The organism is Syntrophales bacterium (assembly GCA_026417625.1).
Classification (GTDB): domain Bacteria; phylum Desulfobacterota; class Syntrophia; order Syntrophales; family UBA8958; genus JAOACW01.
Window position 1 is genome coordinate 32,557 of record JAOACW010000002.1, and the last position, 24,451, is coordinate 57,007.

The 24,451-nt window shown below is 44.8% G+C and carries 21 protein-coding genes; 9 read left to right on the forward strand and 12 right to left on the reverse strand.

Annotation, left to right across the window (positions count from 1 at the left end; translation table 11 throughout):
• Positions 1–12: 12 nt before the first annotated feature.
• The 4 genes from bamA to lysS all read right to left on the reverse strand — a co-directional run bounded on the left by bamA (position 13) and on the right by lysS (position 6,113).
• Positions 13–2,577, reverse strand: coding sequence for an outer membrane protein assembly factor BamA (gene bamA / locus N2317_01710; GenBank protein ID MCX7816213.1), 2,565 nt, complete (start codon positions 2,575–2,577; stop codon positions 13–15).
• A gap of 70 nt (positions 2,578–2,647) precedes the next feature.
• On the reverse strand, positions 2,648–3,355 hold the full coding sequence (locus tag N2317_01715; protein MCX7816214.1) for an ABC transporter ATP-binding protein: 708 nt from the start codon (positions 3,353–3,355) through the stop codon (positions 2,648–2,650).
• Positions 3,348–4,625 (reverse strand): lipoprotein-releasing ABC transporter permease subunit, encoded by a 1,278-nt coding sequence (locus N2317_01720; GenBank protein ID MCX7816215.1) that lies wholly within the window; start codon positions 4,623–4,625, stop codon positions 3,348–3,350. The genes N2317_01715 and N2317_01720 overlap by 8 nt, the downstream gene beginning before the upstream one ends.
• Positions 4,626–4,634: 9 nt before the next feature.
• Positions 4,635–6,113 (reverse strand): lysine--tRNA ligase, encoded by a 1,479-nt coding sequence (gene lysS / locus N2317_01725; protein ID MCX7816216.1) that lies wholly within the window; start codon positions 6,111–6,113, stop codon positions 4,635–4,637.
• Positions 6,114–6,259: 146 nt separating this feature from the next.
• On the opposite strand from lysS, the gene N2317_01730 reads away from it, so the two are divergent.
• Positions 6,260–6,673, forward strand: a complete 414-nt coding sequence (locus N2317_01730; protein MCX7816217.1) for a single-stranded DNA-binding protein — start codon at positions 6,260–6,262, stop codon at positions 6,671–6,673.
• Positions 6,674–6,681: 8 nt separating this feature from the next.
• Here the strand turns inward: N2317_01730 and tatA are convergent, their stop codons facing one another.
• Together tatA and N2317_01740 are read right to left on the reverse strand one after the other, a co-directional pair.
• Positions 6,682–6,867, reverse strand: a complete 186-nt coding sequence (gene tatA / locus N2317_01735) for a twin-arginine translocase TatA/TatE family subunit (GenBank protein MCX7816218.1) — start codon at positions 6,865–6,867, stop codon at positions 6,682–6,684.
• Between the two features lie 70 nt (positions 6,868–6,937).
• On the reverse strand, positions 6,938–7,723 hold the full coding sequence (locus tag N2317_01740) for a DUF4115 domain-containing protein (protein MCX7816219.1): 786 nt from the start codon (positions 7,721–7,723) through the stop codon (positions 6,938–6,940).
• Positions 7,724–7,833: 110 nt separating this feature from the next.
• Here N2317_01740 and N2317_01745 point away from each other — a divergent pair, with 110 nt between their 5' ends.
• Positions 7,834–8,628 (forward strand): inositol monophosphatase, encoded by a 795-nt coding sequence (locus N2317_01745; protein ID MCX7816220.1) that lies wholly within the window; start codon positions 7,834–7,836, stop codon positions 8,626–8,628.
• A 4-nt stretch (positions 8,629–8,632) separates the two neighbouring features.
• Here the strand turns inward: N2317_01745 and N2317_01750 are convergent, their stop codons facing one another.
• The 6 genes from N2317_01750 to N2317_01775 form a co-directional block, all read right to left on the reverse strand.
• Positions 8,633–10,105, reverse strand: a complete 1,473-nt coding sequence (locus tag N2317_01750) for a hypothetical protein (protein ID MCX7816221.1) — start codon at positions 10,103–10,105, stop codon at positions 8,633–8,635.
• 20 nt (positions 10,106–10,125) lie between these two features.
• The gene (locus tag N2317_01755; GenBank protein ID MCX7816222.1) at positions 10,126–12,879 is read right to left on the reverse strand and encodes an efflux RND transporter permease subunit; all 2,754 of its coding nucleotides are present in this window, start codon (positions 12,877–12,879) and stop codon (positions 10,126–10,128) included.
• A gap of 26 nt (positions 12,880–12,905) precedes the next feature.
• Complete coding sequence (locus tag N2317_01760) at positions 12,906–13,724, reverse strand: outer membrane lipoprotein-sorting protein (protein ID MCX7816223.1); 819 nt, start codon at positions 13,722–13,724, stop codon at positions 12,906–12,908.
• A gap of 18 nt (positions 13,725–13,742) precedes the next feature.
• Positions 13,743–14,105, reverse strand: a complete 363-nt coding sequence (locus N2317_01765) for a phasin family protein (GenBank protein ID MCX7816224.1) — start codon at positions 14,103–14,105, stop codon at positions 13,743–13,745.
• 137 nt (positions 14,106–14,242) lie between these two features.
• Complete coding sequence (locus tag N2317_01770; protein MCX7816225.1) at positions 14,243–15,937, reverse strand: AarF/ABC1/UbiB kinase family protein; 1,695 nt, start codon at positions 15,935–15,937, stop codon at positions 14,243–14,245.
• Positions 15,937–16,239: a hypothetical protein gene (locus N2317_01775; protein MCX7816226.1), complete on the reverse strand. Its 303-nt coding sequence runs from the start codon at positions 16,237–16,239 to the stop codon at positions 15,937–15,939. Before N2317_01775 ends, N2317_01770 begins: the two co-directional genes overlap by 1 nt.
• A 148-nt stretch (positions 16,240–16,387) precedes the next feature.
• On the opposite strand from N2317_01775, the gene N2317_01780 reads away from it, so the two are divergent.
• From N2317_01780 to N2317_01810, 7 genes are all read left to right on the forward strand, one after another.
• Positions 16,388–17,437, forward strand: a complete 1,050-nt coding sequence (locus tag N2317_01780) for a hypothetical protein (protein MCX7816227.1) — start codon at positions 16,388–16,390, stop codon at positions 17,435–17,437.
• Positions 17,427–18,314 carry a hypothetical protein gene (locus N2317_01785; GenBank protein MCX7816228.1) on the forward strand — a complete coding sequence of 296 codons (888 nt, stop codon included), beginning with the start codon at positions 17,427–17,429 and terminating at the stop codon, positions 18,312–18,314. The genes N2317_01780 and N2317_01785 overlap by 11 nt, the downstream gene beginning before the upstream one ends.
• On the forward strand, positions 18,311–19,225 hold the full coding sequence (locus tag N2317_01790; protein MCX7816229.1) for an alpha/beta fold hydrolase: 915 nt from the start codon (positions 18,311–18,313) through the stop codon (positions 19,223–19,225). The genes N2317_01785 and N2317_01790 overlap by 4 nt, the downstream gene beginning before the upstream one ends.
• 12 nt (positions 19,226–19,237) lie before the next feature.
• On the forward strand, positions 19,238–20,881 hold the full coding sequence (locus tag N2317_01795) for a fatty acid CoA ligase family protein (GenBank protein ID MCX7816230.1): 1,644 nt from the start codon (positions 19,238–19,240) through the stop codon (positions 20,879–20,881).
• Positions 20,882–20,910: 29 nt separating this feature from the next.
• A complete protein-coding gene (locus N2317_01800) occupies positions 20,911–21,918 on the forward strand; it encodes an NAD-dependent epimerase/dehydratase family protein (GenBank protein MCX7816231.1) in 1,008 nt (335 codons plus the stop codon).
• A gap of 2 nt (positions 21,919–21,920) precedes the next feature.
• On the forward strand, positions 21,921–22,547 hold the full coding sequence (locus tag N2317_01805; GenBank protein ID MCX7816232.1) for a LysE family translocator: 627 nt from the start codon (positions 21,921–21,923) through the stop codon (positions 22,545–22,547).
• Between the two features lie 9 nt (positions 22,548–22,556).
• Entirely contained in the window at positions 22,557–24,449 is a 1,893-nt protein-coding gene (locus N2317_01810) for a PAS domain S-box protein (GenBank protein MCX7816233.1), read from the forward strand.
• The last annotated feature ends 2 nt before the right edge of the window (positions 24,450–24,451 follow it).

The window sequence follows — 24,451 nt, forward strand, 5'->3', positions numbered from 1 at the left end:
TTTTACTTTCCTTTACATAAACATACCAATTGTGAATTCCCATCTGTACGGTTCCTCTCCTTCTTTTCGATCTAGTACATATCCCCATTCGAGACGGAGAGGACCAATGGGCGAATACCAACGTACTCCAATTCCTGCTGTTTTTCTCATATCGTCAAAATGATATCCTTTTTCCCAGGCGTTTCCCGTATCGAAAAATACTACACCTTTCAAGCCGGCATTCTTCACGAGAGGAAATATTAGTTCCGCGTTGTATACCATCATAGTTTCTCCACCAATGACATCTCCAGTTTCGGGATCCTTGGGACCTACGTATCTTAGCCCCCGTATGCTTGTTATACCCCCAACGTAAAATTTCTCATACACCGGAATACGTTTACCTTCATGCCCCTGAAGATAACCTATTTTACCCCTTATGTTGAATACACAGTCAAGGGGGAGAGAAAAGTACCACGAGGATTTTACTATGTATTTATCGAATTCATTTGTGCCACCTAGTACGCCGCCCGCGTGCAACCAAGATATACTGTTTATGCTGCCTTTTGAGGGAAAGAACACATCGTCAGTGGTGTTTCTGGTTAGACCCAATTCAGCACTGCTTGTGGTACTTGTACCTTCCTGTTCTTTTATATATTTGGATGCATTCTGCTGGATATTTTTGACAGTGGCACTGTAGAAGCTGTAACTGATGGAACCATAAATTCTCTCCCACAGTGGATAACTCAGTGTTACGCTGAATCCACGGGGGTACACGTCATAAGTGTCATAGTAGTAGTAAGAGTTCCACAGATCAAACTTGCTCCAGAGAGGGATATCGAACAGCCATGGTTCTATAAAACTCAATTCATAATATTTGGAGACAGAACCCAAGGTGGCCTTAAGAGATAGTGTCTGTCCTCTCCCGAATAGATTTTGCTGGGCAATCTGGGCCATAAACATGGCGCGCTGCTGGGCACTGTAACCAGCACCTATGCTTAATATACCGGTTGGCTTTTCCTTGACGCGGATGTTTAGATCAGTTTGCATTGGTTCAAGACCCCGGGCTGTTTGAAAATCGATTTCTTCGAAGTAGTGGAGTCTTTCTAGGTTTCTGTAACTTTCCTTGAGTTTTGTACTGTTGTAAAGGTCTCCCTCCACAACTGAAAGCATCCTCCTTATAACTTTATCTCTCGTTTTTGTGTTCCCCGTGATGTTTATGCGGTTGAAATAAACGAGATGCCCTTTGGAGATTTCGTACGTAATGTCCACAGATTGTTCCTTCTCGTTAACATATGTTTTTGGTGTTACTTCTGCATATGCAAATCCTTCATCGTTGCATACCTGTGTGAGGTACTCTATGTCTTTTATAACTGATTCTCTGTCGAAGAAGATTTTTTTTGGCAATTTCAGATTTTCTATGAGTTTGTCCCGGGGTGTTGAAATCTCATCACCCTGTATCACTACCTTGCCAACTTTAAATTTCACTCCCTCATTTATGTGTATCTTCACATAAATGCCTTTTTTGTCAAATGTGATCTCTGGTTCGCCAACCTGGGCTTGGATGAAACCGTGATTCATGTAGAAAGCCCTCAGTTTGTGGATGTCTTGATTGAGCTGGTCTTTCTTCAGGGTTCCCGAATCGGTGAGAAAGTAGAAAAACCCTTTTTCAGAGGTGGTCATTATCTTTTTAAGTTCCTTGTCTGTGAAGGATTGATTACCTATAAAGGTGATCTTTCTGATGTACAGTTTCTCGTTTTCCTTGATCTGGAAAACTACGCGAACGTTTTTGTCCTTTACCTTTTCTGTTGTATACGTTATTTCTGCATTGTAGTATCCTTTGTTGTCGTAGAGGATTTTCATCTTTTCTATAGAAGATACGATCTTTTCCTCATTGAGGGGCTGGCTTTTCTTGAATGTCAGGGCATCCTCCAGACTCTTTGAGTCTAAAACTTTGTTTCCTTTAAAGACCACGTCGGTTACCAGTCCCTTTTCTTTTAAAAGGAATGCGACGACTTTTCCCTCAGGTGTGTCTGTAACGTCGACAACCACATCTTCAAAGTAACCCAAACGATATATGGATTTTATGTCCTCGGCAATAAGGGATTCGGAGAAAATCTTGCCCGGCGAGCTTTTTATTACAGAGACGATTGCGGCGTTTTCTATGGTTTTATTACCTTTAATCTCAATGCTGGAGATTTTCAGTTTGTACAGAATGTCTCCAAGAATTTGTTCGGCAAGTTTAGTGGCGAGCACGGGAATATTTTCTACTCCTTTTCCCTGTGTGGTTCGCAGAGACATCTTTTTACCCGTAGCAGTATCCGTGACCCTTGCATCTATGTTTATTTGATTGCCTATTTCAACCATACTTCCTGTTACGATGTGACTTGCCCCCAGTTCTCTGCCCTTGGAGAGAAGGAAACTTTCATGTGAAGTTTTCCCTGCTGTTAATCCGAATATAGTTTTTTTGTCCACCAGCTCCACCTTTCTCGATTTTAGAAGTTCTCGATTGAGAGCATCGTACAGTACTTCTTGGAGAAAAGGGATGTTCTGTTTGCTGTACACATTGAAGGGGAAAAGGGCTACTTTTACCTTGTCCATCGCATATGCGCTGGAGGAAATAGCTAACCAAATCAAAGGTAAAAGAGAAAATAGGAGGAAAATATTGATTCTAATCAAGGATCTGTTCTGACGTGAGGATTTTTCCATCCCGCAATCCTATCTGCTTATCCATGAGTTCGGCGAGGCTTCTATTATGGGTAACCACAACGAGGGTTATGTTTTTTGTTTTGTTGAGATTCATGAGAACCTCTTCTATCTTTTTTCCCGTTTCTGTGTCAAGGTTTCCCGTCGGTTCGTCAGCAAGTATTACGTCAGGTTCCATTACAATCGCCCTTGCAACGGCTACTCTTTGCTGTTCTCCTCCTGAGAGTTCTCCTGGACGATGATGGAGACGATCTTTCAGTCCTAGTTCCTCAAGTATCATATGTCCTTTCATTAGGGCTTCTTTTTTTGTGTAACCGGCAATTAGGAGGGGCATTATTGCGTTTTCCAGGGCGGTGAATTCAGGTAGTAAATTGTGGAACTGGAAGACAAAGCCTATTCGGTGGTTTCTGAAGTTCGCGAGTTTGAAATCGTCCCACTTAAAGATGTCCTCACCGTTGTACAGCATCAGGCCCGTTGTGGGGCGTTCAAGGGTTCCCATGATGTGCAATAATGTGCTCTTCCCTGCACCGGAAACGCCGTGTATAGCAAGGGATTCTCCTTTTGCGATATCCAAGTTGATACCCCGGAGGGCATCGACTCTCACGCTGTTTTTCCAGAACGTCTTTGTTAAGTTGCGGATGCTAATGAGAGATATTTCCCTATTGTTACTCATTACGGAGGGCCTCCACAGGGTCAAGTTTTGCCGCCTTCAGAGCTGGATAGATGGTCGATACGAGGGATATGAGGAGAGAGATTGATGCCACTATAATCACATCTGAGGGATTAACCCGTGATGGTAGTTCTGTTAGATAGTAGACATCGCCCGGTAAGAATTTTATTCCCAGTAGATGTTCCAGATAGCGCGAGATGGAACTTATGTTGTAGGCTACTGCAAGACCGGTGATGCAGCCCAGTGATGTTCCGATTAACCCGATGATCAATCCCTGGAAAACGAATATCTTCATTATGCTTTTGGAAGTGGAGCCCATAGATTTGAGTATGGCGATATCCCGATTTTTTTCCATTACGATCATGATAAGGGTGGTTACTATATTGAATGCCGCAACGAGGACGATGAGACTAAGGATAATGAACATAACCTTTTTCTCCATCCTGAGGGCGGCAAAGAGGTTCTTGTTCATTTCCATCCAGTGTCTCGTCCAGTAGGGAAAGCCCATTTTTTTCTCGATTTCTCGCGCCACGCTATCCGCTTTGTAAATATCTTCGATTTTTATCTCAATCCCCGTTACTGCGTCGCCAAGATTGAGAAATGTCTGGGCATCCTTCAGTGATAGACATGCTAGGGAGGAATCGTATTCGTAAAAACCAGTTTCAAAGATACCCACAATGGTGAAATCCTTCATCCTGGGTATAATGCCCATTGGGGTAGTTTCACCGAATGGGGATATTACAGTAAGGGTGTCGAAAAGAGAAACTCCCAGGTGTTTGGCTAGTTCTTTGCCAATTAATATACCTGGAAGGTCGTTCTTTTTGCTTTGCTTCATGAATGATGGTCTGTAATCCCGTTGTAGAAAGACTGGACTTCCTTCACGAAACTTACCCAGAGAGATCACTTTGAAGGCGTTTTCTGGGTCTATGCCTCGCAAGATGGCGCCGGTTACACTGCGTCTATGACGGATCAGCACTTGGGTGTGAATGAAGGGAGTGGAGGCAACTATGCCAGACATTTTATCAATATCTGCTTTTATTTCTCTGTAATTTTTTATTGGTCTTCCATATTCCAGGAGGATTACGTGGGCGTTCAACCCAAGGATCTTGTCTCTCAGATCCTTTTCAAAGCCATTCATCACTGCGAGAACTACAATGAGCGCTGCCACGCCCAGAAATATCCCTGCGATGGATATAAGGGTAATAACTGAAACGAATATCTGTTTTCTTTTGGCTTTCAAGTAACGTAAAGCCACGAACCACTCATAGGACATGGTTTGAGCTCACCCGTTTTTGATTCTCATGTGGGGGAATAGTATAACTTCCCTGATGGATGGGGAGTCCGTGAAGAGCATCACCAGGCGATCAATCCCTATTCCCTCGCCAGCAGTGGGAGGCATGGCATACTCTAAAACCTCTATAAAATCTTCATCCATTACATGTGCCTCTTCGTTACCCTCTTCCCTTTCTCTTGCCTGTATGATGAATCTCTCCCTCTGGTCTTCGGGATCGTTCAACTCTGAAAAGGCATTGGCGATTTCCTTTCCGCAAATATATAGTTCGAAGCGGTCCGTAAAGGCCGGATTGGCGGGATTTCTCCTCGCTAGGGGGGAAACCTCTACAGGGTACTGTGTGACAAAAGTTGGTTGGATTAGGTTTTCTTCCTGAGCTTCGAAAAGGTTCATGAGAATTTTACCGAATGAGTCGTTTTCGGAGACCTTGAGTCCAACACTTCGGGCGAAGTCTGCAATACTTCTTCTGTCAGATAGGACTTTTTCGGACAATTTGTAGTGCTCCTTTACCGCTTCCCACACCGTTATGCGGCGCCAGGGAGGGGTCAAATCAATGGTTTTGCCCTGGTATGTGAGCTGTAAAGTACCTTTTATCTCCTTGGCAAGGTAAACAAAGAGTTCTTCCGTTATTGTCATTAAATCTTCATAGTTGGCGTAGGCTTGGTAGAACTCCATCATTGTGAATTCAGGATTGTGATATGAGGATACGCCTTCATTTCTGAAACTTCGGTTTATTTCAAAAACCCTCTCCAGTCCACCCGTCACTAGACGTTTAAGGTAAAGTTCGGGGGCGATGCGGAGGTACAATTCCATCCCGAGAGCGTTGTGGTAGGTTTTAAATGGTTTTGCGGCTGCGCCTCCGGGTTTAGGTTGCATCATTGGTGTTTCCACCTCTAAAAAATCTCTCTCCTCCATGAATTTTCTGATCAGTGATATGATACGACTCCGCGTCTTGAATATTTCCACCACGTGGGGGTGGGTTATAAGGTCGAGATGTCTTAGTCTGTATCTAAGCTCGACATCGGTAAGACCGTGCCATTTTTCGGGCAAAGGTCGAACGGCTTTGGCAAGAAGACGGAATTCCTCAACATCGATGGTGAGTTCTTTTGTTTTCGTTCTGAACAATTTACCGGCGACAAAAACTATATCCCCCACGTCAAGTTTTTTAAATAGAGAAAATGTGGATTCTTCGAGGTTGTTTTTGCGTAGAAATGCCTGCAACTTTCCATGACGATCCTGAACAGTGATGAAGGCCCCTTTGCCGAAGTCCCTGACGGCCATCATCCGACCGGCGATAGAGAATTTTTCATCGAGATTCGCAAGTGCCTTTTCGTCCCAATCTCCGAACCGCTGTCTTATAGTTCCTGTTGTGTCTTTTACCCTTACGTCGTTGGGATAAAGTTCGACCCCCATCTCCCTTAGGAGTCTTATTTTATCTTTTCTCGCTCTTATAAGTTCACTTTCCGTCATTTCTTGTCACCGCACAAAAAGAAATTGAACAAAATCTGCTATACATTTTATAAAGGTTAGTCAAGGATATTTACGCGTTCCAAATTGAAATTGCCGGGTAAACCCAAGTGTAGTATGGAAGAAAAAAACAAAAGAGAGGAGGTCTTATGGTCAACAAGGCAATCCTCATTGGTAGATTGGGTGCTGATCCGGAGGTGCGTTATACACCCGATGGTTTGATGGTAACGAATTTTAACATAGCTACGGATGAGGTAAGAAGGGACAAGAACGGTGAGCGGATTCAGAAAACGGAGTGGCATAGAATCGTTACTTTCGGAAAACTAGCTGAGATTTGTGGTTCTTACCTTACCAAGGGGAAACTGGTATATATTGAAGGCCGTATTCAAACTCGGTCATGGGAAGATCGAGATGGGATACGCCGTTCGGTGACGGAGATTGTTGCTACAAATATGCAGATGCTCGATTCAAAGGGGGTGCCTAAGGTGGTGGCAAGCGCAGAGGAAGAGACACCTCCTTTCATCGGTTCTGAGTCTTTACCAGATGATGATGTCCCATTTTGAATGGGATATCACTTGGGTTCAATTTTGTTGGGGGAGGAGACGTTAAGCCCTTCGTCTGGTTCTCGCGTTGCCTTCTTGAAGTTTTTGATGCCCCGGCCAAGGGCGGAACCAATCTCGGGTAATTTTCCCGGACCAAATATAATCAAGACAATTACCAGAATTACCAACAATTCTGGTACACCTATACCGAACATCTTTTAATCTCCTTTCTCTTTTTTCTCGATAGTAAATTTATCCAGAAAGTTTGTCAAACACAAATTCCCCTCAAGGTACCTTAATGTGGACAACCTGTCCTTTCCCACCCAGATTTAAAAGTGGTTTCTCGTTGATATATACGTTTACTCCAGCAGCGTTTCCAATATGGAGGTAAAATGCCTCTCTTGCGTATCGTTCTATTCTATCGCCACTTTTTACAAACATCTCCACCGGTTTTTTATCATCCTCTTTTATTCTTATCCATGTCAATTCTTTACCCTCGATTGTAAGTTTGTGTAGTTTTGCCGGGGTTGATCTCTCTGCTTGTGTGGTCACCTGTTCCGTTGTTTGGGTAATCTCGTGTTTGGATTCAGGAACAGATTTATGGACTTCCGTGGGGATGGTTTCTTTATGCTCCGACTCTTTTTTTGGTTGATTTGTTGAATAGAGCAAAAGACCGAGGATAATTAGTATCAACGCAGCTATTGGTAGATATTTTAATTTACCCGTTATTATCTTAGGAATCTTCCCCTTTTTCCTACCGTTTATGACGGTTGTTTTCTTTTTTGCCTTCTGAATAAGGAACTCTTCGTATGCTTTCAGCAGTGGATTTGGATCTATATCCAGTATTTTGGCATACATCTTAATGAAGACCTTTGAGTAAACAGACTCAGGGAGTTTTTCGAATTTTAACTCTTCTATGGCTTGAAGTATATGGACCGCAATGCGTGTTGATTTATGTATGTCCTCGATGGTAAGACCCCTGGACTCCCGCACCGCTTTTAAGTCTATCGTTTTGCCCTCGAAAAGTTGTCCAAATGGGGAGACTCCTTCTGTCTTCATGTTGTCGATCATTGCTCTTGACCTTGGGTCTAAAAACTCTTAAAAATTTGTTCTACCGTAACAGATTTCAAGACCATCTTCAATGGGAAAGGAATTTTTACAGGGAACACGTGGAGGGTTTTGTGGATCTTAGAGAGCTTAGGGAATTTGCAGAGAAGGTCGCTGTTAATGCAGGAGAAATGTTGAAGGAAAGATTCCCTCTGAAACATTCTGTGGAGTTCAAGGGAGAGATTGACCTAGTTACGGAAGCGGACCGCTTGTCGGAAGCTATGATTTTTGAGGCTATTAGAAGTACATATCCTAGCCATGATTTAATAACTGAGGAATCAGTAGGTTTGGAAAGGGGTAATGTATATCGCTGGATTATAGATCCCCTCGATGGGACGACTAATTACGCTCATGGTTACCCTGTTTTCTGTGTTTCCATCGCCCTGGAGTTTGAAGGTGAAGTTGTACTTGGGGTGGTGTACAATCCTATGCTGAAGGAGCTCTTCGTTGCAGAAAAGGGGAAAGGTGCTTTTATGAACGGTGAGCGAATAAAGGTTTCATCTATAGACAACCTATCCAGAAGTCTCCTCGCCACCGGTTTTCCTTATGACATACGCTACAGTAAGGATAATAATCTGAATTTCTTTGTGATTATGGCAAGGAAAGCCCAAGCTATACGGCGAGGAGGCTCAGCTGCTCTGGATTTAGCCTATGTGGCTGCAGGGCGTTTTGATGGCTTCTGGGAATTGAAATTAAAACCCTGGGATATGGCTGCGGGGTGTTTGCTGGTAACTGAAGCAGGGGGTGTTGTCACTGATATAAAAGGGGGTCCTTTCCAACTAGGTTTGGACAACATCCTTGCCACAAATGGTCTTATACACGGGGATATGGTTGAGGCACTCAGAGAGGCTTTACGTTACCATCTGTAGAGGATCAGAAGCTGTACTCTAATTCGAAAACAGCCCTGTCGTTACGTCGCCAGCGTCCATATAGACTTTCACTTTCACCACCGAAGATTTCCAGCGACAGTTTGGATATCACTCCGTCCCGTATTTTGTACTTGGCGAGGTACTTTTGAAACCTTCCCGATTCTCCTTTTCTTAAGGTGAAATTGTATCCGAATTGGAATGTAAGGCGGTCGCTGTATTCGAAATTGATCCTGCTGAAGACATCATTTCTGCCTAGGCGTGATTTTTTTGAGCTTGACACGTAATTTTCAGCACTCTGCCTCTTTGTTATAGTTTCATAGGCATGCTCCACTGTGATGTCAATTTTTTCAAGTCCTACGTTTTTTGCCCAATCGTCTATGGTATATGTGACGCCGAGGAGGTGATGGATGTAATTGTCATCTTTACCGTCATAGGCGTAATTAAAAACCGCTTCTCCATGAAATTCCCACTTTTTATAGGTAGTGGAAAAACCACAGGCGTAGTCATCCACTTTAACCACCTCTTTAATTCTCACTTTTTTGGTTACTCCGGGAACGCTTGTGGCTCGTTCCTCTTCCCTTATCACATAGTAGGGATTTGGGCCGTGGTAATAGGAGAAAAAGAGGTCCCATCCTTTATAAGTGGTTTTCGCCCTGAAAAAATAGCCGAAGTTGGTATCCGAGATTTTTGGTTTGTCGGACTCCATTCCTAGATTGCCCACATCGTAAAAATCCGCTTCTGTTGGATCCCCTTTTCTACGCTCACCCATCCAGCGGGATGTTTCACTGGGCACCTTGTTTTCCTGATAAACTGGTAGAAATGCTCCAGTGAGCGTAAAGTTTTCCAAATAGTAATCAACCCTTGCCTGCCACAGGTTCAGGTCTTTCGGGTCCATGGGGTCGTTTAAATCCTGGGGTCTCATGCGGTCTGCAGGTACGAAAAGCGTGGAGATACCGTTGGTGATCGTTTTTTTTCCGATGATTGCGTTGTAGTTTGTCCCTGTGATATTCAAAAAAAGCTCGTGAACCTCCAAAAACCTCCGACGACGTTCGGTGTCCTGCCACCATTCGTGAAATCGTGTACCAGAGTACGTGTTTCTTTCATTACCAAATTCAGTCCAGATGCCGATGTTTAAATCCCAATTGTTTTTCCCTACTTTATCTGTGAATTTTCCGAGAATGTTGCCGAAGGTGTTTCTCATATCGGCCCCTTCCCTTTCAGGGGGATCTTTCATGTGTTGCGATGCCCTTAATCGAATGGAACCGTGGAAGTTCTTTATTAGATCGTGACCGAAACCTGTACCTTCTTTCTTTTCCACCTTTTCACTTTTTTCGAGAAGTTCCATTTCTTTGAGGAGGTTCTCTTGGCTTGGCGCCTGAGTTGTCTGCTGGGCGAAGTTCAATACAGGCAGTGATAGAATAAAAACGGTGGATAAAGTTATTATCACAGCTTTCTTGGTTATCGATTCAAGTCTCATATCTGCGTTCCCTTCTTTTGTTATCTTTCTACGCGACCAAGGAGCATCTCGTTGGTGTGGACCAATCTCTCACCAAGTATCCGCGAAAGGTTCAAGAAAAGCCTTCCTCCAATATGCGGGTATATCTTTTGAATTCTCTTCAGTCCTTCCCAATCAATCTCCAAATACTGAACAGGGGTTGTGGCTACCACATCAGCGGAACGGGGACCAGCTTTTACTAATGCTATTTCACCGAAGATATCCCCGGGTTTCAGTTTAGCAAAAGTAACTGTTTGACCTGTTTTTTCATCACGGCCGATTACCTCTGCTTCCCCATCCAGAAGGAGGAACATGCTGTTGCCAAACTCGCCCTGGACGACAATGCGTTCTCCTATCTTTTTTTCGCCCATTCTACCCAACAAACAGACCTTTTTACGGTGCCACGCCTTGAGTCCTTCGAAGAAGGGAGACTGTTTTATGACCTCTTCTCGTAACTTCAAACTAAAAAGCTCCCATAGTGTTAAGAGTTGGGTGGTCTTTAGGAGTATGGGAGTTATGATAAGGTCAGCGAGTAGTGCTACGACCATAACTATTGCCGACAGTAGACCGAACTGAATGACGGGTACAAAGTTCGATGCCATACAGACGGCGAAACCGAGGGCAAGGGCAATGGATGTGGAGACAACGGGACGTATTTCACTTTTTAAGACAGTTTTTATGGCTTCTATGTTGTTTTGCAGTCTTCTCATCTCACTGTTGTATCGACTCATTAAGTGCATGGTGTCGTCCACAGCAATGCCGATGGAAATGCACGCGACCATAGCTGTGCCTACGTTCAGGGGTATGTCGAAAATCCCCATAACACCGAAGATCACGATAATGGGAAAAACATTGGGTATGAGCGAAATTAGGCCAGCTTTTACGGACCAGAAAAGGATATACATGCAGAGGAAAACTACAAACAGAAGTAACGCTAAAGATTGCACTGAGTTAATGGCCAACGTTTCTGCAGCTTTGTTGATCAATATGTATTCCCCGGTAAATTCAAATCTGAAATTGGGATTCAGCGTTTTGCGTATGTATTCGCGAAGTTCCTCAAGAACTTTGTTGATCTCGTAACTTGCACTTATGTTGTGACGCACCATGATAACAACTTCGCTGTAATCGGGTGTTACGAAACGGGATAAATCGTCCCTTTGAAAGAACAGCAGATATTGAGCTATTAAATTGGAGTCGGAGGGGATACTGAAATAGTTTGGATCTCCTCCGTTCATTTCCCTGTTTATGAGAGCCACACGATCGGCAAGGGATTCGGTTTTATCGAACCACCCTTTCTGTGACATGTACTGTTGTATAGCGGCTACCTGTGAAAGGTACTGCGATTGCTTGAATGTGTCTGGAACCCCACTGGAGATGCGTATGAAAAAGGTCTGAGCCCCAGCAAGTTCTCTGTGCAACGTATCGCTCCGTTTTCTTAAGTCTGATTGGGGTTTGAAGTAGGCTATGAAATCGTTGTTTACTTTTACGAAGAGTATCGAGCCCAGAGCTATCACGGTAACTGCGGCGAAGACTGCTACTGAGTATTTGATTTTTTTAGGATTATTGACGAGGTCTACGATCCTCTCGGCAATCCACTGGAACACTTTATCAATTATGTGCGTTTTCTCCTCATGGTGTTTTACCTTCTTCGGTCCAAAAAGTCTTAGGTAAGCGGGTCCCAAGCTGAAGGTAATCAAAGGGTTTACGAACAGAGCGAAGGATGAAACAATACCAAACTGAACAAGCATCTTTATGTCGTTGTATATGATGGATAGAAATCCTAGGAATGTGGTCAAAGCCGTCATAAGCACCGCCATTCCCAGCTTGTTGGCCATGGATTCAACGGCTTTGTTTGAATCCCCCCGGTGTTCTTCTATGCCTTCCATGAATTCAGAGAGCATGTGTAAATCTTCAGTAGAACCTACGACGATTGTTATAGAAGGTACGATAACTGTGAGGACGTTGAGGGGAATTCCCACAATGACCATGAAGGCCAAGGTCCACAGCACAGACGTTCCCGCCGTCAGCATGGGCATGAGCCCAGCACTTAAGTTTCTCAATGCGATGATAAGGGTAGCGATCAATACCGTAACTGCAAGTGGTGTTATTCGAAGTTGGTCGCTTATTATATTTTCAGCGATGGCTCTTCTGCTGAAAGAGTTTCCAAACTGAAAGATACGATCAAATTTTCCCTCGTATTTACCGAGAATCTCATCAACCTTCTTTGAGAATTTTGGATGAAAGTCTGGATCTGATCTGTCGACGTTCACGTAGAGGTTTATGGCCGTCATGTTACCATCCCGTGAGATTAAACTGTCCAAAAGCAAAGGGTTCCTCAGGGCGTCAGCTTGGATTCGCTTTGCCTCCTCAAGAGTGGACGGTGGTATGTCCATGAGGGGGTTTGTTTCCAACTCCCCATTTCTTCCTTTGAAGTTCGTTACTGTAAAGAGACTCTCACACCTCTCTACATTTGGTAATTCCTTTAGGTCGTAGTGGAGGTTTTCCAGGACTTTTAACTTTTCTGGTGTGAAAAGGTTTTTGTCTCTAATGAAAACTACCGTTACATTGTCACTTCCAAATTTTTCCACTGTATCACGGTGATACTCTTTCGCAGGATCGCCCTCAATCATCATGCCTTCAGTGCCGGAATCAACACGAACCTGTAATGCGAAATAGCCTGCTACTATGGATATAGACGCTATAATAGCTATCACTAGCTTTGCGTGCCTTGCGCACCAAATCATAAATTTGCCCATTGGAAACCCCTTTGCTTTTTTCTAAATCAGTCGAGGTGTTTGCCCGAAAGTATGAACCTCTCCGTGAAGACAGAATCGTCCACCGGTACATTTATCTTGCGTTCCTTTGTAGCGGTAATTGTTTGGTGGTTCTTTTCGTGGTGAACCATTACTGTTTTCTGAGGTCGCCATACGGTTCCAGCAACGTTTACATACTCATGGTTTGTCTGTGTTTTCTGGAGATTACCGCGACGGTCATAAAACTCGGTTTTTAAAGTTATTAGATTCACCTTTTCTATCCACATTATGCGTTTGGAGTAGCCACTTTCTGCTTTCTTTTGTTCTGTGGCAGGTGTAGCTTCAATTACGTAGCAATCGTAACTTTTTCCATCGTGGTTTATTTTCTCCGAACGGAGGATTTTGTAGTTGTAGTTATCCAGATCTTCCGGTTCCATATCTTCGTATGTGAAGTCTGTACCCATGAAGTAGTTTTTCTTTCCCGCTTTAGCGATGCGTTGTTCGCTCTTTTTTGCAGGCATGTAAAGCCACTGATCGTTTTCTCTGTCCTTGTTTTCCCATGTGCGGAGAGCTGTCCCACGGATATCACCGGGACTTAAGAATACTATAAGGTATTTGTGCAGATCCTTTCCTGTCTCTTTGGCATACCTTTTGACTGTGCGGAGTTCCTTATGGCCGCTTTTATCAACGAGAAGCATGCTTTCAAGCCCTATTTCAGACTTTACCTTGTGTCTTTCCTTCTGTTTTTCCATTACCTGGCGTCCTGTCGGTTCCTGAGCCCCTATGTATGATGCTAGAAAGATAAGTACCGTTATACTTGCTAAATAGACTGTTGTTTTTTTTATCATGAAAGACCCTCCTTAGTTTTATTTTATCCTTTGCTCCAGTTTTTCAATTCTCACTCGTAGCTCTTCCACTTCTTCTTTTTGAGGTATATTGAGTTTTTTGAAGACTTCTTGGAAGATAAGTTCCAGTTTTTCTTCTATATCATCCTCAGGGATGCTGTAGTACCAATATGCGGTAATTTCCGTTAGTATTTTTTCTTTCTTCTCCTTTACTATTTCTTTCGTTCTCCTGGAGGTCTCTATGATGCTTTTTAGAGCTTCCTCTACCTCTTTCTCCGTTATCTCTCCTCGTTTGATCATTTCATCCACGAGTGATTTCATCTTTTCCGCTGTATAAAGAATCAATCCTGCACCCATGAGTAGGGATTTTCTTAACAAAGGCATGGATTTACCTCCTGAGGTGGACTGGAATTTGGATTGAGGATGAAATGTTGAAAGTGTTTGGGTGGCATAAAATTTTCCTTTTTTTCTCTTTTACATCAACGAAATCACTTTTTGCAAGAAAACTTTACCTCTTTTCTTCAGAGTATCCCTGAGCGAATAATGGATATTAGGAGCGCAATTCCTAGGATCCCCGCGAAACCGAAACCTAAAATACCAACAAGAGGGTATCCGAGAAGGTGGGGACCTACACCAGTATTGATTATAAGAGAGGAACCTATTATTAGGGCCGAGATAATGAGGGCAAAGGCAATACGATTGGAAGCTTTGTTCAAGGCCAGTGTAGTTTTTTCCAAACCTCTGTGTTCGAAGGATATTTTGAGTTTTCCCTGTTTTACGTGTTTGATCGTTTCGTGGATCTCCGAGGGGAGTGTTTTCACGTGACGGAAGATGGATTCCGTTTCATCCCATAGATCCCTCATGACCTTGCGGGGATGATATTTCTCCTTGATAATTCTCTTTAAGAAAGGTTTTACCTTTTCCGCCATATCGAAATCGGGGTCGAGGACAAGACCAATGGATTCCATTTGAGAAAGGGCTTTTATCATGAGATAGATATCAGGGGGTATACGGAGCTGGTGTCTAGAGATTATATCTGCCATATCGTGCATGATTTCTCCTATACGGAGCTCCTTTAGTGGTTTATAGAGATGCAGGTCCAGAAAGGTCATTAGATCTCTTTCTAAATACCGGCGATTGGGTTCCTCGTTCCATTCAACGATTCCGAGTACAGCTTCCGTTATAAGTTCAACATCTCGTCGAGCATAGCCAATTATGATGTCAGAAAAGAGGTCTTTGTAATGCTCGTCAAGTTGGCCCATCATCCCGTAATCTAAGAGGCAGATTACGTTATCCGGAAGAATGAAGACGTTTCCCGGATGAGGGTCAGCGTGAAAGAACCCGTGGATAAATATCTGTTCAAGGATTATGTCCGTGCCACGAGATGCGATTATTTTTCGGTCATATCCCGCCTGTTCAAGTCGGTCTATATCTGATACCTTGATGCCCTCTATGAATTCCATTGTCAAAAGACGGTCTGTACTGAGGTGTCGAAATACATGTGGAACGTATATTGCTGAATTGCCTTGGAACTGTCTTGCAAAACGATCCGCGTATGAAGCTTCAACATAGAAGTTGATCTCTTTACGGATGGTGCGGGCAAATTCATCTACGATGAGTGTTGGGCGGTATAGCTGCAATTCCTCTATGTATCTTTCCAGGAGTAAAGCTAGGTGGTAAAGTATGGCTAGATCCTCGGCTATGACTTTTCTGATTCCTGGCCTTTGAACTTTGACCGCTACCTCTTCGCCACTTACGAGTTTCGCTTTGTGGACCTGACCGATAGAAGCTGCTGCGATGGGTCTTTCTTCAAATTCAGAAAATACATCTTCCATGGGGCGTTGGAGTTCTTCTTCAATGATTGTCCTTGCATCTTCAAAGGGAAAAGGTGGTACTTCGTCCTGAAGTTTCGATAGTTCATGAGCCAGATCAATGGGGATGAGGTCCGGTCGAGTGGAGAGGATCTGTCCCATTTTGACAAAAGTAGGTCCTAGTTCCTCAAATGCCATGCGCAGTCTCTCGTAACCGGTTACGATTTCTATTCCTTCTTCGTGTGTGGGTGAGATCATGCGCTTTCTAAAGTTTATGTAACGTCCTAGATTTAAACGATCAACTATGCCGGCGTAGCCGTACTTGACCAAGACGGCAAGAATATTCCTATACCTGCCGACATTTTTATAGGTGTGCGTGATGAGACTGAGCTTGCTGAGTTGCATCAGTCTGCGACTTTTATTTTTTCTTCGAGCTTTGTTAGTCTTTCTTTCAGTTCCTCAATCTCCTTGCGGGTGGGAATATTAGCTTTTGCCATTATTTTCTTTATGGTGTTTTCAATTTTAGCTTCCCATTCTTGCTTTGCCTGGCGGGATTTTTCCCTTAGTTCCTCTAAGGTCTCTTTAGCTTCTTTCTCTGAGAGTTCCCCTCTTTTTACAAGCTCATCGACCAACTCCTTGATCTTTTCCGTTGTCAAAACGGCAAGTCCCGCCCCCATGAGGATTGTCTTTTTCATCGTGTTTAGCATCATTAACCCCCCTTATTTTTTGGGTAACTTTAGTTTTTTGGAGGGATTATGTCAAACAAATAAAAAATTTTTGTGGATTAAACTTGACTGTTTAGGGGGTTAGTTGTAGCTTGCAAAAAGTGAGGTAGTAAAGATGTGAGTGCAACCAATGGCATTTAAGTTTGCAAGCCGGTTTGAGAGTATAGGTGCCTATGTTCCAGAAAGTCGCCTTTCTACCAAAGAACTCATGGACAGAGTGAGCATGTGGGGGAAGATCGATCTCGAGAGCCTAACAGGGATTAGGGAGAGAAGGGTTTGCTCTAAGGGTGAAGATTCTTACACCCTTTCGGTACAGGCTGCTCTGGAGTGTTTCAAGTATTCTAACTATGCACCTTCGGATATGGATATGCTTATAAGTTGCTCAATCTCCCGATTTAAAGATGGCCCTAACTATATTTATGAGCCCCCCCTTTCCCTTTACATAAGGGAAGCAATTGGTGCTAAAAGGGCGATACACTTTGATATTACCAATGCATGTGCAGGAATGTTAACGGGTGTGATGATTATGGACAATTTTATCCGCCGGGGTGTGATTGAGAGAGGTATGGTTGTTTCGGGGGAGTACATAACGACACTGAGTGAGAATGCATTGCCCAAAGTGAAGACTATTATGAGCAAACAGCTTGCTTCTCTTACGGTGGGTGATTGTGGAGCGGCGGTTATACTAGAACGTTCACAACCGGGGAAATCTTCTCTATTCATTTCCAACTTTGTAACCCTGGCACAGTGGTGCGATCTCTGTATAGGGAAAGCAAGCAGGAAAAGTCCCGGAGCGGTGATGTTCACAGATGCCCGCAAAATACACCAGGTGGCGATAAGGGATATGCCGGTTATTTTAGAAAGGGCACTGAAAGATGCAGGGATTTCCTTAGGGGACATCGATCATATAATACCACATCAGACCTCCATCCGAGCCATTAGTTCGGGACGTAAACATCTTGCCCATTACTTTGGGATGCCTCCTCGTAACGTAATCGTGAATCTCGAAGAATTTGGAAATACGTCCTCCACAACCCATTTTCTCGCACTTTACAGGTTTTTAAAGGAGAGGGCATTTCAGGAAGGTGATCGTTTGGCGCTGATTGCTTTGGCTTCGGGTCTTGTTATTGGTGTGATCATTTTTACTATGGATGATTTGGTGTATCGTTATGGCAGCTAAAATAGTTGAGGTGGGTGTTAAGAGAGGTGGATTGTTTAGCCGAGGTTCCATAGATTTGGAGGCTAAAGCGGCTCGTATGTGCTTGAAGAGGGCCAATGTGGATCCGGAGCGTATTGGTTTACTTATAAATGCCGGTTTGTACCGGGATGAGCATATTGGAGAGCCGGCTATTGCCGCTTTCATCCAGAGGAGCATAAAGGCGAATATTGAGTTGGGAGACAAAAAGGGGACCTTTTCCTTTGATCTCTCAAACGGTGGTTCAGGTGTATTGAATGCCATTATGGTTGTGGATGGTTTTCTGGAAAGTGGGGAGATCGATTACGGTTTGGTTGTGGCGGGGGATGCCGAGCCTATCCCCGGGAGAAGCGTGGGNTACAACGGGGTTCCTTCAGCAGGGGCAGTGCTTCTTGGAAGGGGAAGGGAAAATGAGGGTTTTCTTTCCTTCCGGGCATTCACATATCCCGATTTCCTAGATGTGCGCTACGGTCGCATGGAGTGGCAGGAGCAAAGGAAAGAAAACTGGTTGATGGTAAAGGAAGATAATAAGTTCATAGATGCGTGTGTGGATTGCGCTGTTTGTTCTCTGGAGATATTCCTGTCAGAAATTTTCCTGGAACTTGATGATATTCATCTAATTGTACCATCGCAGATGCCGCTGGGGTTTCTCTCTTCTTTCGCAAAACGAACGGGAACGGAAAATAGGGTTGTTGACGTGACTACCCAATACGGTTATATTCATACTGCAGGTATCTTATTTGCTCTGGATACCGCGCGAAAGGATGGGAGATTTAAAGCAGCGGTAAACGTAATTTTTGTATCAGTGGGTGCAGGCATAACAGTTTTTCTGGCTTTTTACAGAAATACAAGTGCTCGATGAGCGAAAATAGGCTTCCCTTCGACATTTCTGCCCACCGGAACCTTTATCCTTTCAAGCTTAACTGGTTTTCAGTGGGGAAGCACAGAATACATTACGTGGACGAGGGTGAAGGTGAACCGCTTATTATGTTGCATGGAAATCCTACCTGGTCGTTCTTTTTCCGGGCACTTATAGTGAGATTCTCCCCAGGGTACCGGGTCATTGCACCGGATCATATGGGATGTGGTCTTTCCTCTCGACCCTCGGAGAATGATTTTGTCTATACCCTCGAGGGACATGTGGCCAATTTAGGGGCCTTGATAGAGTATCTGAATCTGGATACCCGTATTACTTTGGTGTTACACGATTGGGGGGGGATGATTGGTATGGCCTGGGCATGTATGCAGCCGGAGCGTATAGGTAGGATTGTGGTTTTGAACACAGGAGCTTTTCTCATACCCCCTGGGAAAAAACTCCCGTGGCAGCTTGGTTTTGTAAAGTACTTTCCCCTTGTGCCGGCATTGCTGATACGAGGACTAAATGCCTTTGCATATTTAGCTACGTATATGGGAGTTGAGGGAAGTATGACAAGGGAGGTGCGTAGAGCTCTTATAGCCCCTTACAACTCCTGGCATAATCGCATTGCTATTTTGCGATTCGTTCAGGATATCCCTGTAACGGAGAAAGACCGGAGTTACAGACTTGCCCGGTGGACGGATGAACATCTCCAGCTCTTCCGGGATGTTCCTATGTTGATCTGCTGGGGTGGTAAGGATTTTGTTTTTGATGATGCAATTCTTGCAGAATGGAGAAGACGTTTCCCCCGTGCGGAAGTTCATGTGTTTCCCGATGCGGGTCATTACATTCTGGAAGATAAGCCCCATGAGGTGGGGAACCTGATCGAGGATTTTTTAAACCGCTTTCCATTGTGAGGTACAGCGAAAGTGGCAGAAGTACCTGTTAGAACGTCGAATATAAGTGAACACTTGACAGAAACGGCGAGGAAATTGGCTTGCAAAAAAGCCGTTATCTGCCCTGACGGTAGTTCATTCACATTCCAGGAACTAGAGGAGGAAACTGATCGTCTTGCCTATGCCTTCGAGAGAATTGGTATAACCAAAGGGGTTCGCACAATTGTAATGGTAAGGCCTTCACTCCCCTTCTTCTCAATAACCTTTGCCCTCTTCCGAGTAGGAGCCATACCTGTGATGATCGATCCCGGTATGGGCAAACAGAGACTGGTAGAAAATCTTGCAAAAGTAGAAGCGGGGGCCTTTATTGGCGTGCCCCTTGCGCATCTTCTACGTTTGCTTTATCCAAAAAAGTTCAAGAGCGTGAAGGTGAAAGTAACCGTCGGTCGCCCCCACCTTTGGGGCGGATATACTTTGGCAGGACTTCTGAGTGAGCCTTGGCGGTCTTATAAACCCTCCTTCTCCTCCCCCAACGATATGGCCGCTATATTCTTCACCACGGGAAGTACAGGTCCTCCAAAAGGGGTGGTTTACGAGCATGGGATGTTCGATGCTCAGGTTCATTTTTTGAATGATCATTTTGGGTACGGAGAGGATGATGTGGATCTCGCTGCGTTTCCGCTGTTTGCCCTTTTTGATACCGTGTTGGGCATGACGGCAGTGATTCCTGATATGGATCCTACGAGGCCTGCGAAGGCTGATCCCGCAGTTATTGCTCAAACCATAGAGAGACACGGCTGTACTACCATGTATGCATCTCCTGCGCTCCTCGAGAATCTTGCCCGATATGGAAGGGAAAGAGGTTTGAGGTTACCGAGACTCCGGCGCATAATTACCGCTGGTGCCCCTGTTAGGCCCGCTCTTCTCGAGGATTTACACTCCCTGCTGCCCGATGATGCCCTGATACATACCCCCTATGGGGCAACGGAGGTGTTACCTGTATCGGATATTCACAGTAGAGAGATTCTTGAGGAAACGAGGACGATTTCTGAATCAGGCGGGGGGATATGTGTGGGGAAACCACTCAAGGGGATGCAGGTAAAGATCATAGAAATAACCGAAGAACCACTGGATAGCATTGCCAATGCGCGGGAGCTTCCTAGTTATGAAATTGGTGAAATCTGTGTGAAAGGACCGGTGGTAACGAAGGAGTATTTTAGAAATCCGGAGGCAACCCTGAAAGCCAAGATGAAAGATTACGACGGAGTATCCATCTGGCATCGCATGGGTGATGTGGGATACCTCGATGACAGGGGGCAGCTATGGTTCTGCGGACGGAAGTCCCACCGCGTTGTTACTGAGAAGGGTACACTGTTTACCATCCCGTGTGAGGCGATTTTTAATCGTCATCCCCGTGTCCGCAGGAGTGCCCTGGTTGGTGTAGGTCCTGAAGGTCGAAAGAGGCCTGTTATTATCGTAGAACTACACAGAGGTGACAGAGGTTTGCACAAAGATGAGCTTACAGCGGAGCTTTTAGAGCTTGCTAAGAGTGATGCACGCACAGAATCTATAGAAACGGTCCTTTACCATCACTCATTTCCTGTGGATATCAGACACAACGCCAAAATCTTCAGAGAAAAACTTGCCATTTGGGCGGCGAAACAGTTGGGTTTGTAAAAAACTTTATTGTTGAAGGGATTCAGGAAATGGAAGTTCTTGTTACTGGAGGAGGCGGATTCTTGGGCAATGCCATAGTGGAATGTTTGCTTGCCGAAGGTTTTAAAGTGCGAAGTTTTGCCCGGGGTGATTATCCTGAGTTGAGAAAGAAGGGTGTTACAGTGCTTCGGGGTGATCTGGTGGATATTGAGGCTGTTAAAAACGCCTGTGAGGGTTGCGATGTGGTTTTCCACTGTGCCGCCCGTGCAGGTGTGTGGGGGGATTATATGTCCTTTTACCTTCCCAATGTAATAGGAACGAAAAACGTTATTGAAGCCTGCCGATCGGTGGGGGTTAGTCGACTTGTGTACACCAGTTCGGCCAGCGTGGTTTTCGGTGATGAGGATTTAGAAGGGGTTGACGAAACTGTTCCCTACCCTGATCGGCACCGTTCTTTCTACACAGCAACAAAGGCCGAAGCGGAACAGATGGTTCTGAGGGCAAATGATCAAGATTTAAAGACTATTGCGCTTAGGCCCCATCTTGTTTGGGGACCGGGAGATACCCAGATAATACCGAGGATTATTGCCCGAGCCCTTAAGCGTAGGATCGTCCGCATTGGCGATGGGAGGAACGTTGTGGATACCACGTACGTCGATAATGCCGCTTATGCCCATCTCCTTGCAGCTCGTGCCCTCGATGAGAATCCTCGAGTTCGAGGAAGAGCGTATTTTATCACAAACGGGGAACCTGTGAATCTCTGGCAGTTTGTAAACAGAATTCTGGAGCTGGCAGGGATACCGCCGGTCAGAAGAGGTGTATCGCAGAAAGTAGGTGTTCTTCTTGGTTTGGTGGTGGAAGGGTTCTTTCGTGTTTTCCGTATCGAGGGAGAACCATTCATTACGAGGTTTTTAGCTGAGGAACTTTCAACCTCTCACTGGTTTGATATAAGTGCTGCGCAACGAGACTTGAACTACAAGCCTCTCATTTCCATTGAAGAAGGATTAAAAAAGCTCGCTCTCTGGATGGAGAAAGAGGGCCTTACTAAGAAGGGATAGCTGTGTTAGACCTATTCGCTCTGATGGGTGGGTCATTTGTTTTGGCTTTAACTGGAGCTGTTGTTCCCGGGCCTCTCTTTGCTGTGGTGGTATCGGAAACTTTGCGTACTGGTTTTAGAGCGGGACCACTTATGATTACGGGTCACGGTGTTTTGGAGCTTGCACTTGTCATTGCCCTACTGACTGGACTTGGACCTATTTTAAGCACCCCCTTATTCATAAAGTCGGTTTCGTTTATCGGAGGTGTTGTCCTCGTTGTAATGGGATATGATCTCATTAGAAAAACTGTGGGTTTTTCTCTTAGAAATGGGGAGGTGAAAGTTACAGGATATGGGAATCACCCATTGCTTACGGGAATGCTGGCAAGTATATCAAATCCATACTGGACACTGTGGTGGGTGACCGTAGGTGTTGGATATCTGACAGTAGCCCTTAAGTATGGTATTTCGGGGATAGTAGCTTTTTTTACGGGTCATATAGCAGCCGATTATGCGTGGTATGCCTTCGTCTCCTTCGGTGTGACTAGAGGCAGAAAGGTAATGGGTGGGCATGTCCATACTTTAGTCATTAGATTGTGTGGTGTGGTCCTTGTAAGTTTTGGCATTTGGTTTTTGTCTCGCATTGCATAGGGGGGATTTATGTGGAGGGATGAATTGACAAGGGCGGCACTGGATTATTCTCCTCTGGCCATTGTAGTGGTGGACGAGGACTATCGGGTGGTGTTGTGGAATAAAAAGGCGGAACGTATGTTTGGTTGGATGGCAGAGGAGGTGTTAGGTAAAGCTATCCCCAATATTCCGGGGGGTAAAGCTTCAGAGTTTTTCCGTATGATGGAGGAGGTGAAGAGGGGAGGGGAAGAGTTGGAATGGACGCAAAAAATGATGAGGAAAGATGGAAAACTCTTCGATGTAGCCGTACATGTTTCTCCTGTTTTTGATAGAGTTAGTGGCATGACCCATTACATCAGCGTCATTGAATATGTAACTGAGGGCGTTAGACTAGATGCAGAGTTGAGGGAGATGGAGTACATCATCGAGAGGTCTCCTCTTGTGGTGTTTCTGTGGCGTAACGCCCCCGGTTGGCCAGTGGATTATGTTTCGCGTAACGTCAGTCTTTTTGGATATGCGCCGGAAGATTTCACGGAGGGGAGGATTTTGTATGACAAGATCATCCATCCCGAGGATCTTCCCAGAGTGGAGGAGGAGGTTGATCGTTATACCCGAGAGGGACGTGTGGAGTATACCCAGGAGTATAGGATACTCACTGCTTCTGGTGATGTTCGCTGGGTGGATGACAGGACCTGGGTGCGCCGTGATGAACGGGGTAATGTAACTCACTATCAAGGAATTGTCCTGGATATAACGGACAGGAAATTGCTGGAGCAGCGATTGAGAGAGGAGAAGGAACGTTACCGCTACTTTACAGAAGAGATGTCGGATGTACTTTTCACCCTGGATTTGAATCTGAATTTAACTTACGAAAGCCCTTCTGTAAAGAGATTGCTGGGACAAACACCAGAGGAGAGGATGAAGCTTCCCATAGAGAAGAGGGTAACGCCGGAGAGTCTGAGGATTATCTATGACACCCTTGCCCAGGAGCTAGCTCTGGAGAAGACAAAGAAAGCGGATCCTGATAGAGTTGTCACACTGGAGCTACAACTCCTCGATAAGGAAGGAAAACCTCGCTGGTTTGAAGTGGCATTGCGGGGAATGAGGAATGAGCGCAAGAGAGTGGTGGGTTTCCTGGGTGTGGCGAGGGATATAGAGGAGCGAAAAAGGGTAGAAGAAGAGTTACGCAGACTTAATGCGGAGCTGGAAGAGCGAGTAAAAAAACGCACGCTAGAACTGGAAGCGGCTGTTCAAGATCTGGAGGCATTTACCTACTCGGTTTCTCACGATTTAAGAGCGCCGCTGAGAAGCATAGATGGTTTCTGTGCAATAATAGCCGAAGAATACGGTGATTTGTTAGACGAAAAGGTCAAGGGCTACTTTATCAGGATCCGCAAAGCCGTTAGTCATATGTCTCGTCTAATAGACGATCTACTCCGTTTGTCCCGGCTTGGTAGGGGAGAGTTGATTTATGAAGAAGTGGATTTGAGCAGAATGGCAAGAGAGATAGTGGATAGGTTAAGAGAGAAAGATCGTGCGAAGTCTGTAGAAGTGGTTATACACGAGGGGATGTGGACGAGAGGGGATAGACGACTTCTAGTTATCGCACTCGTCAACTTGATTGATAACTCCTGGAAGTTTACAGTTGAAAAGGAGGAAGCCTATATTGAGGTCGGGCAAACGATGACAAAGGATGGAAATAGAGCATTCTTTGTGAAGGATAATGGTGTAGGTTTCGATATGAGGTACGCGTCTAAACTTTTTACTCCCTTCCAGCGTCTTCATTCCTCCGAGAGATTTCCAGGCACGGGAATCGGGTTGGTGATGGTAAAGCGCATAATAGAGCGCCACGGAGGAAAGGTGTGGTTTGAATCTGTACCTGGGGAGGGTGCCACTTTTTACTTTACTTTAGGGGGGACATAGGA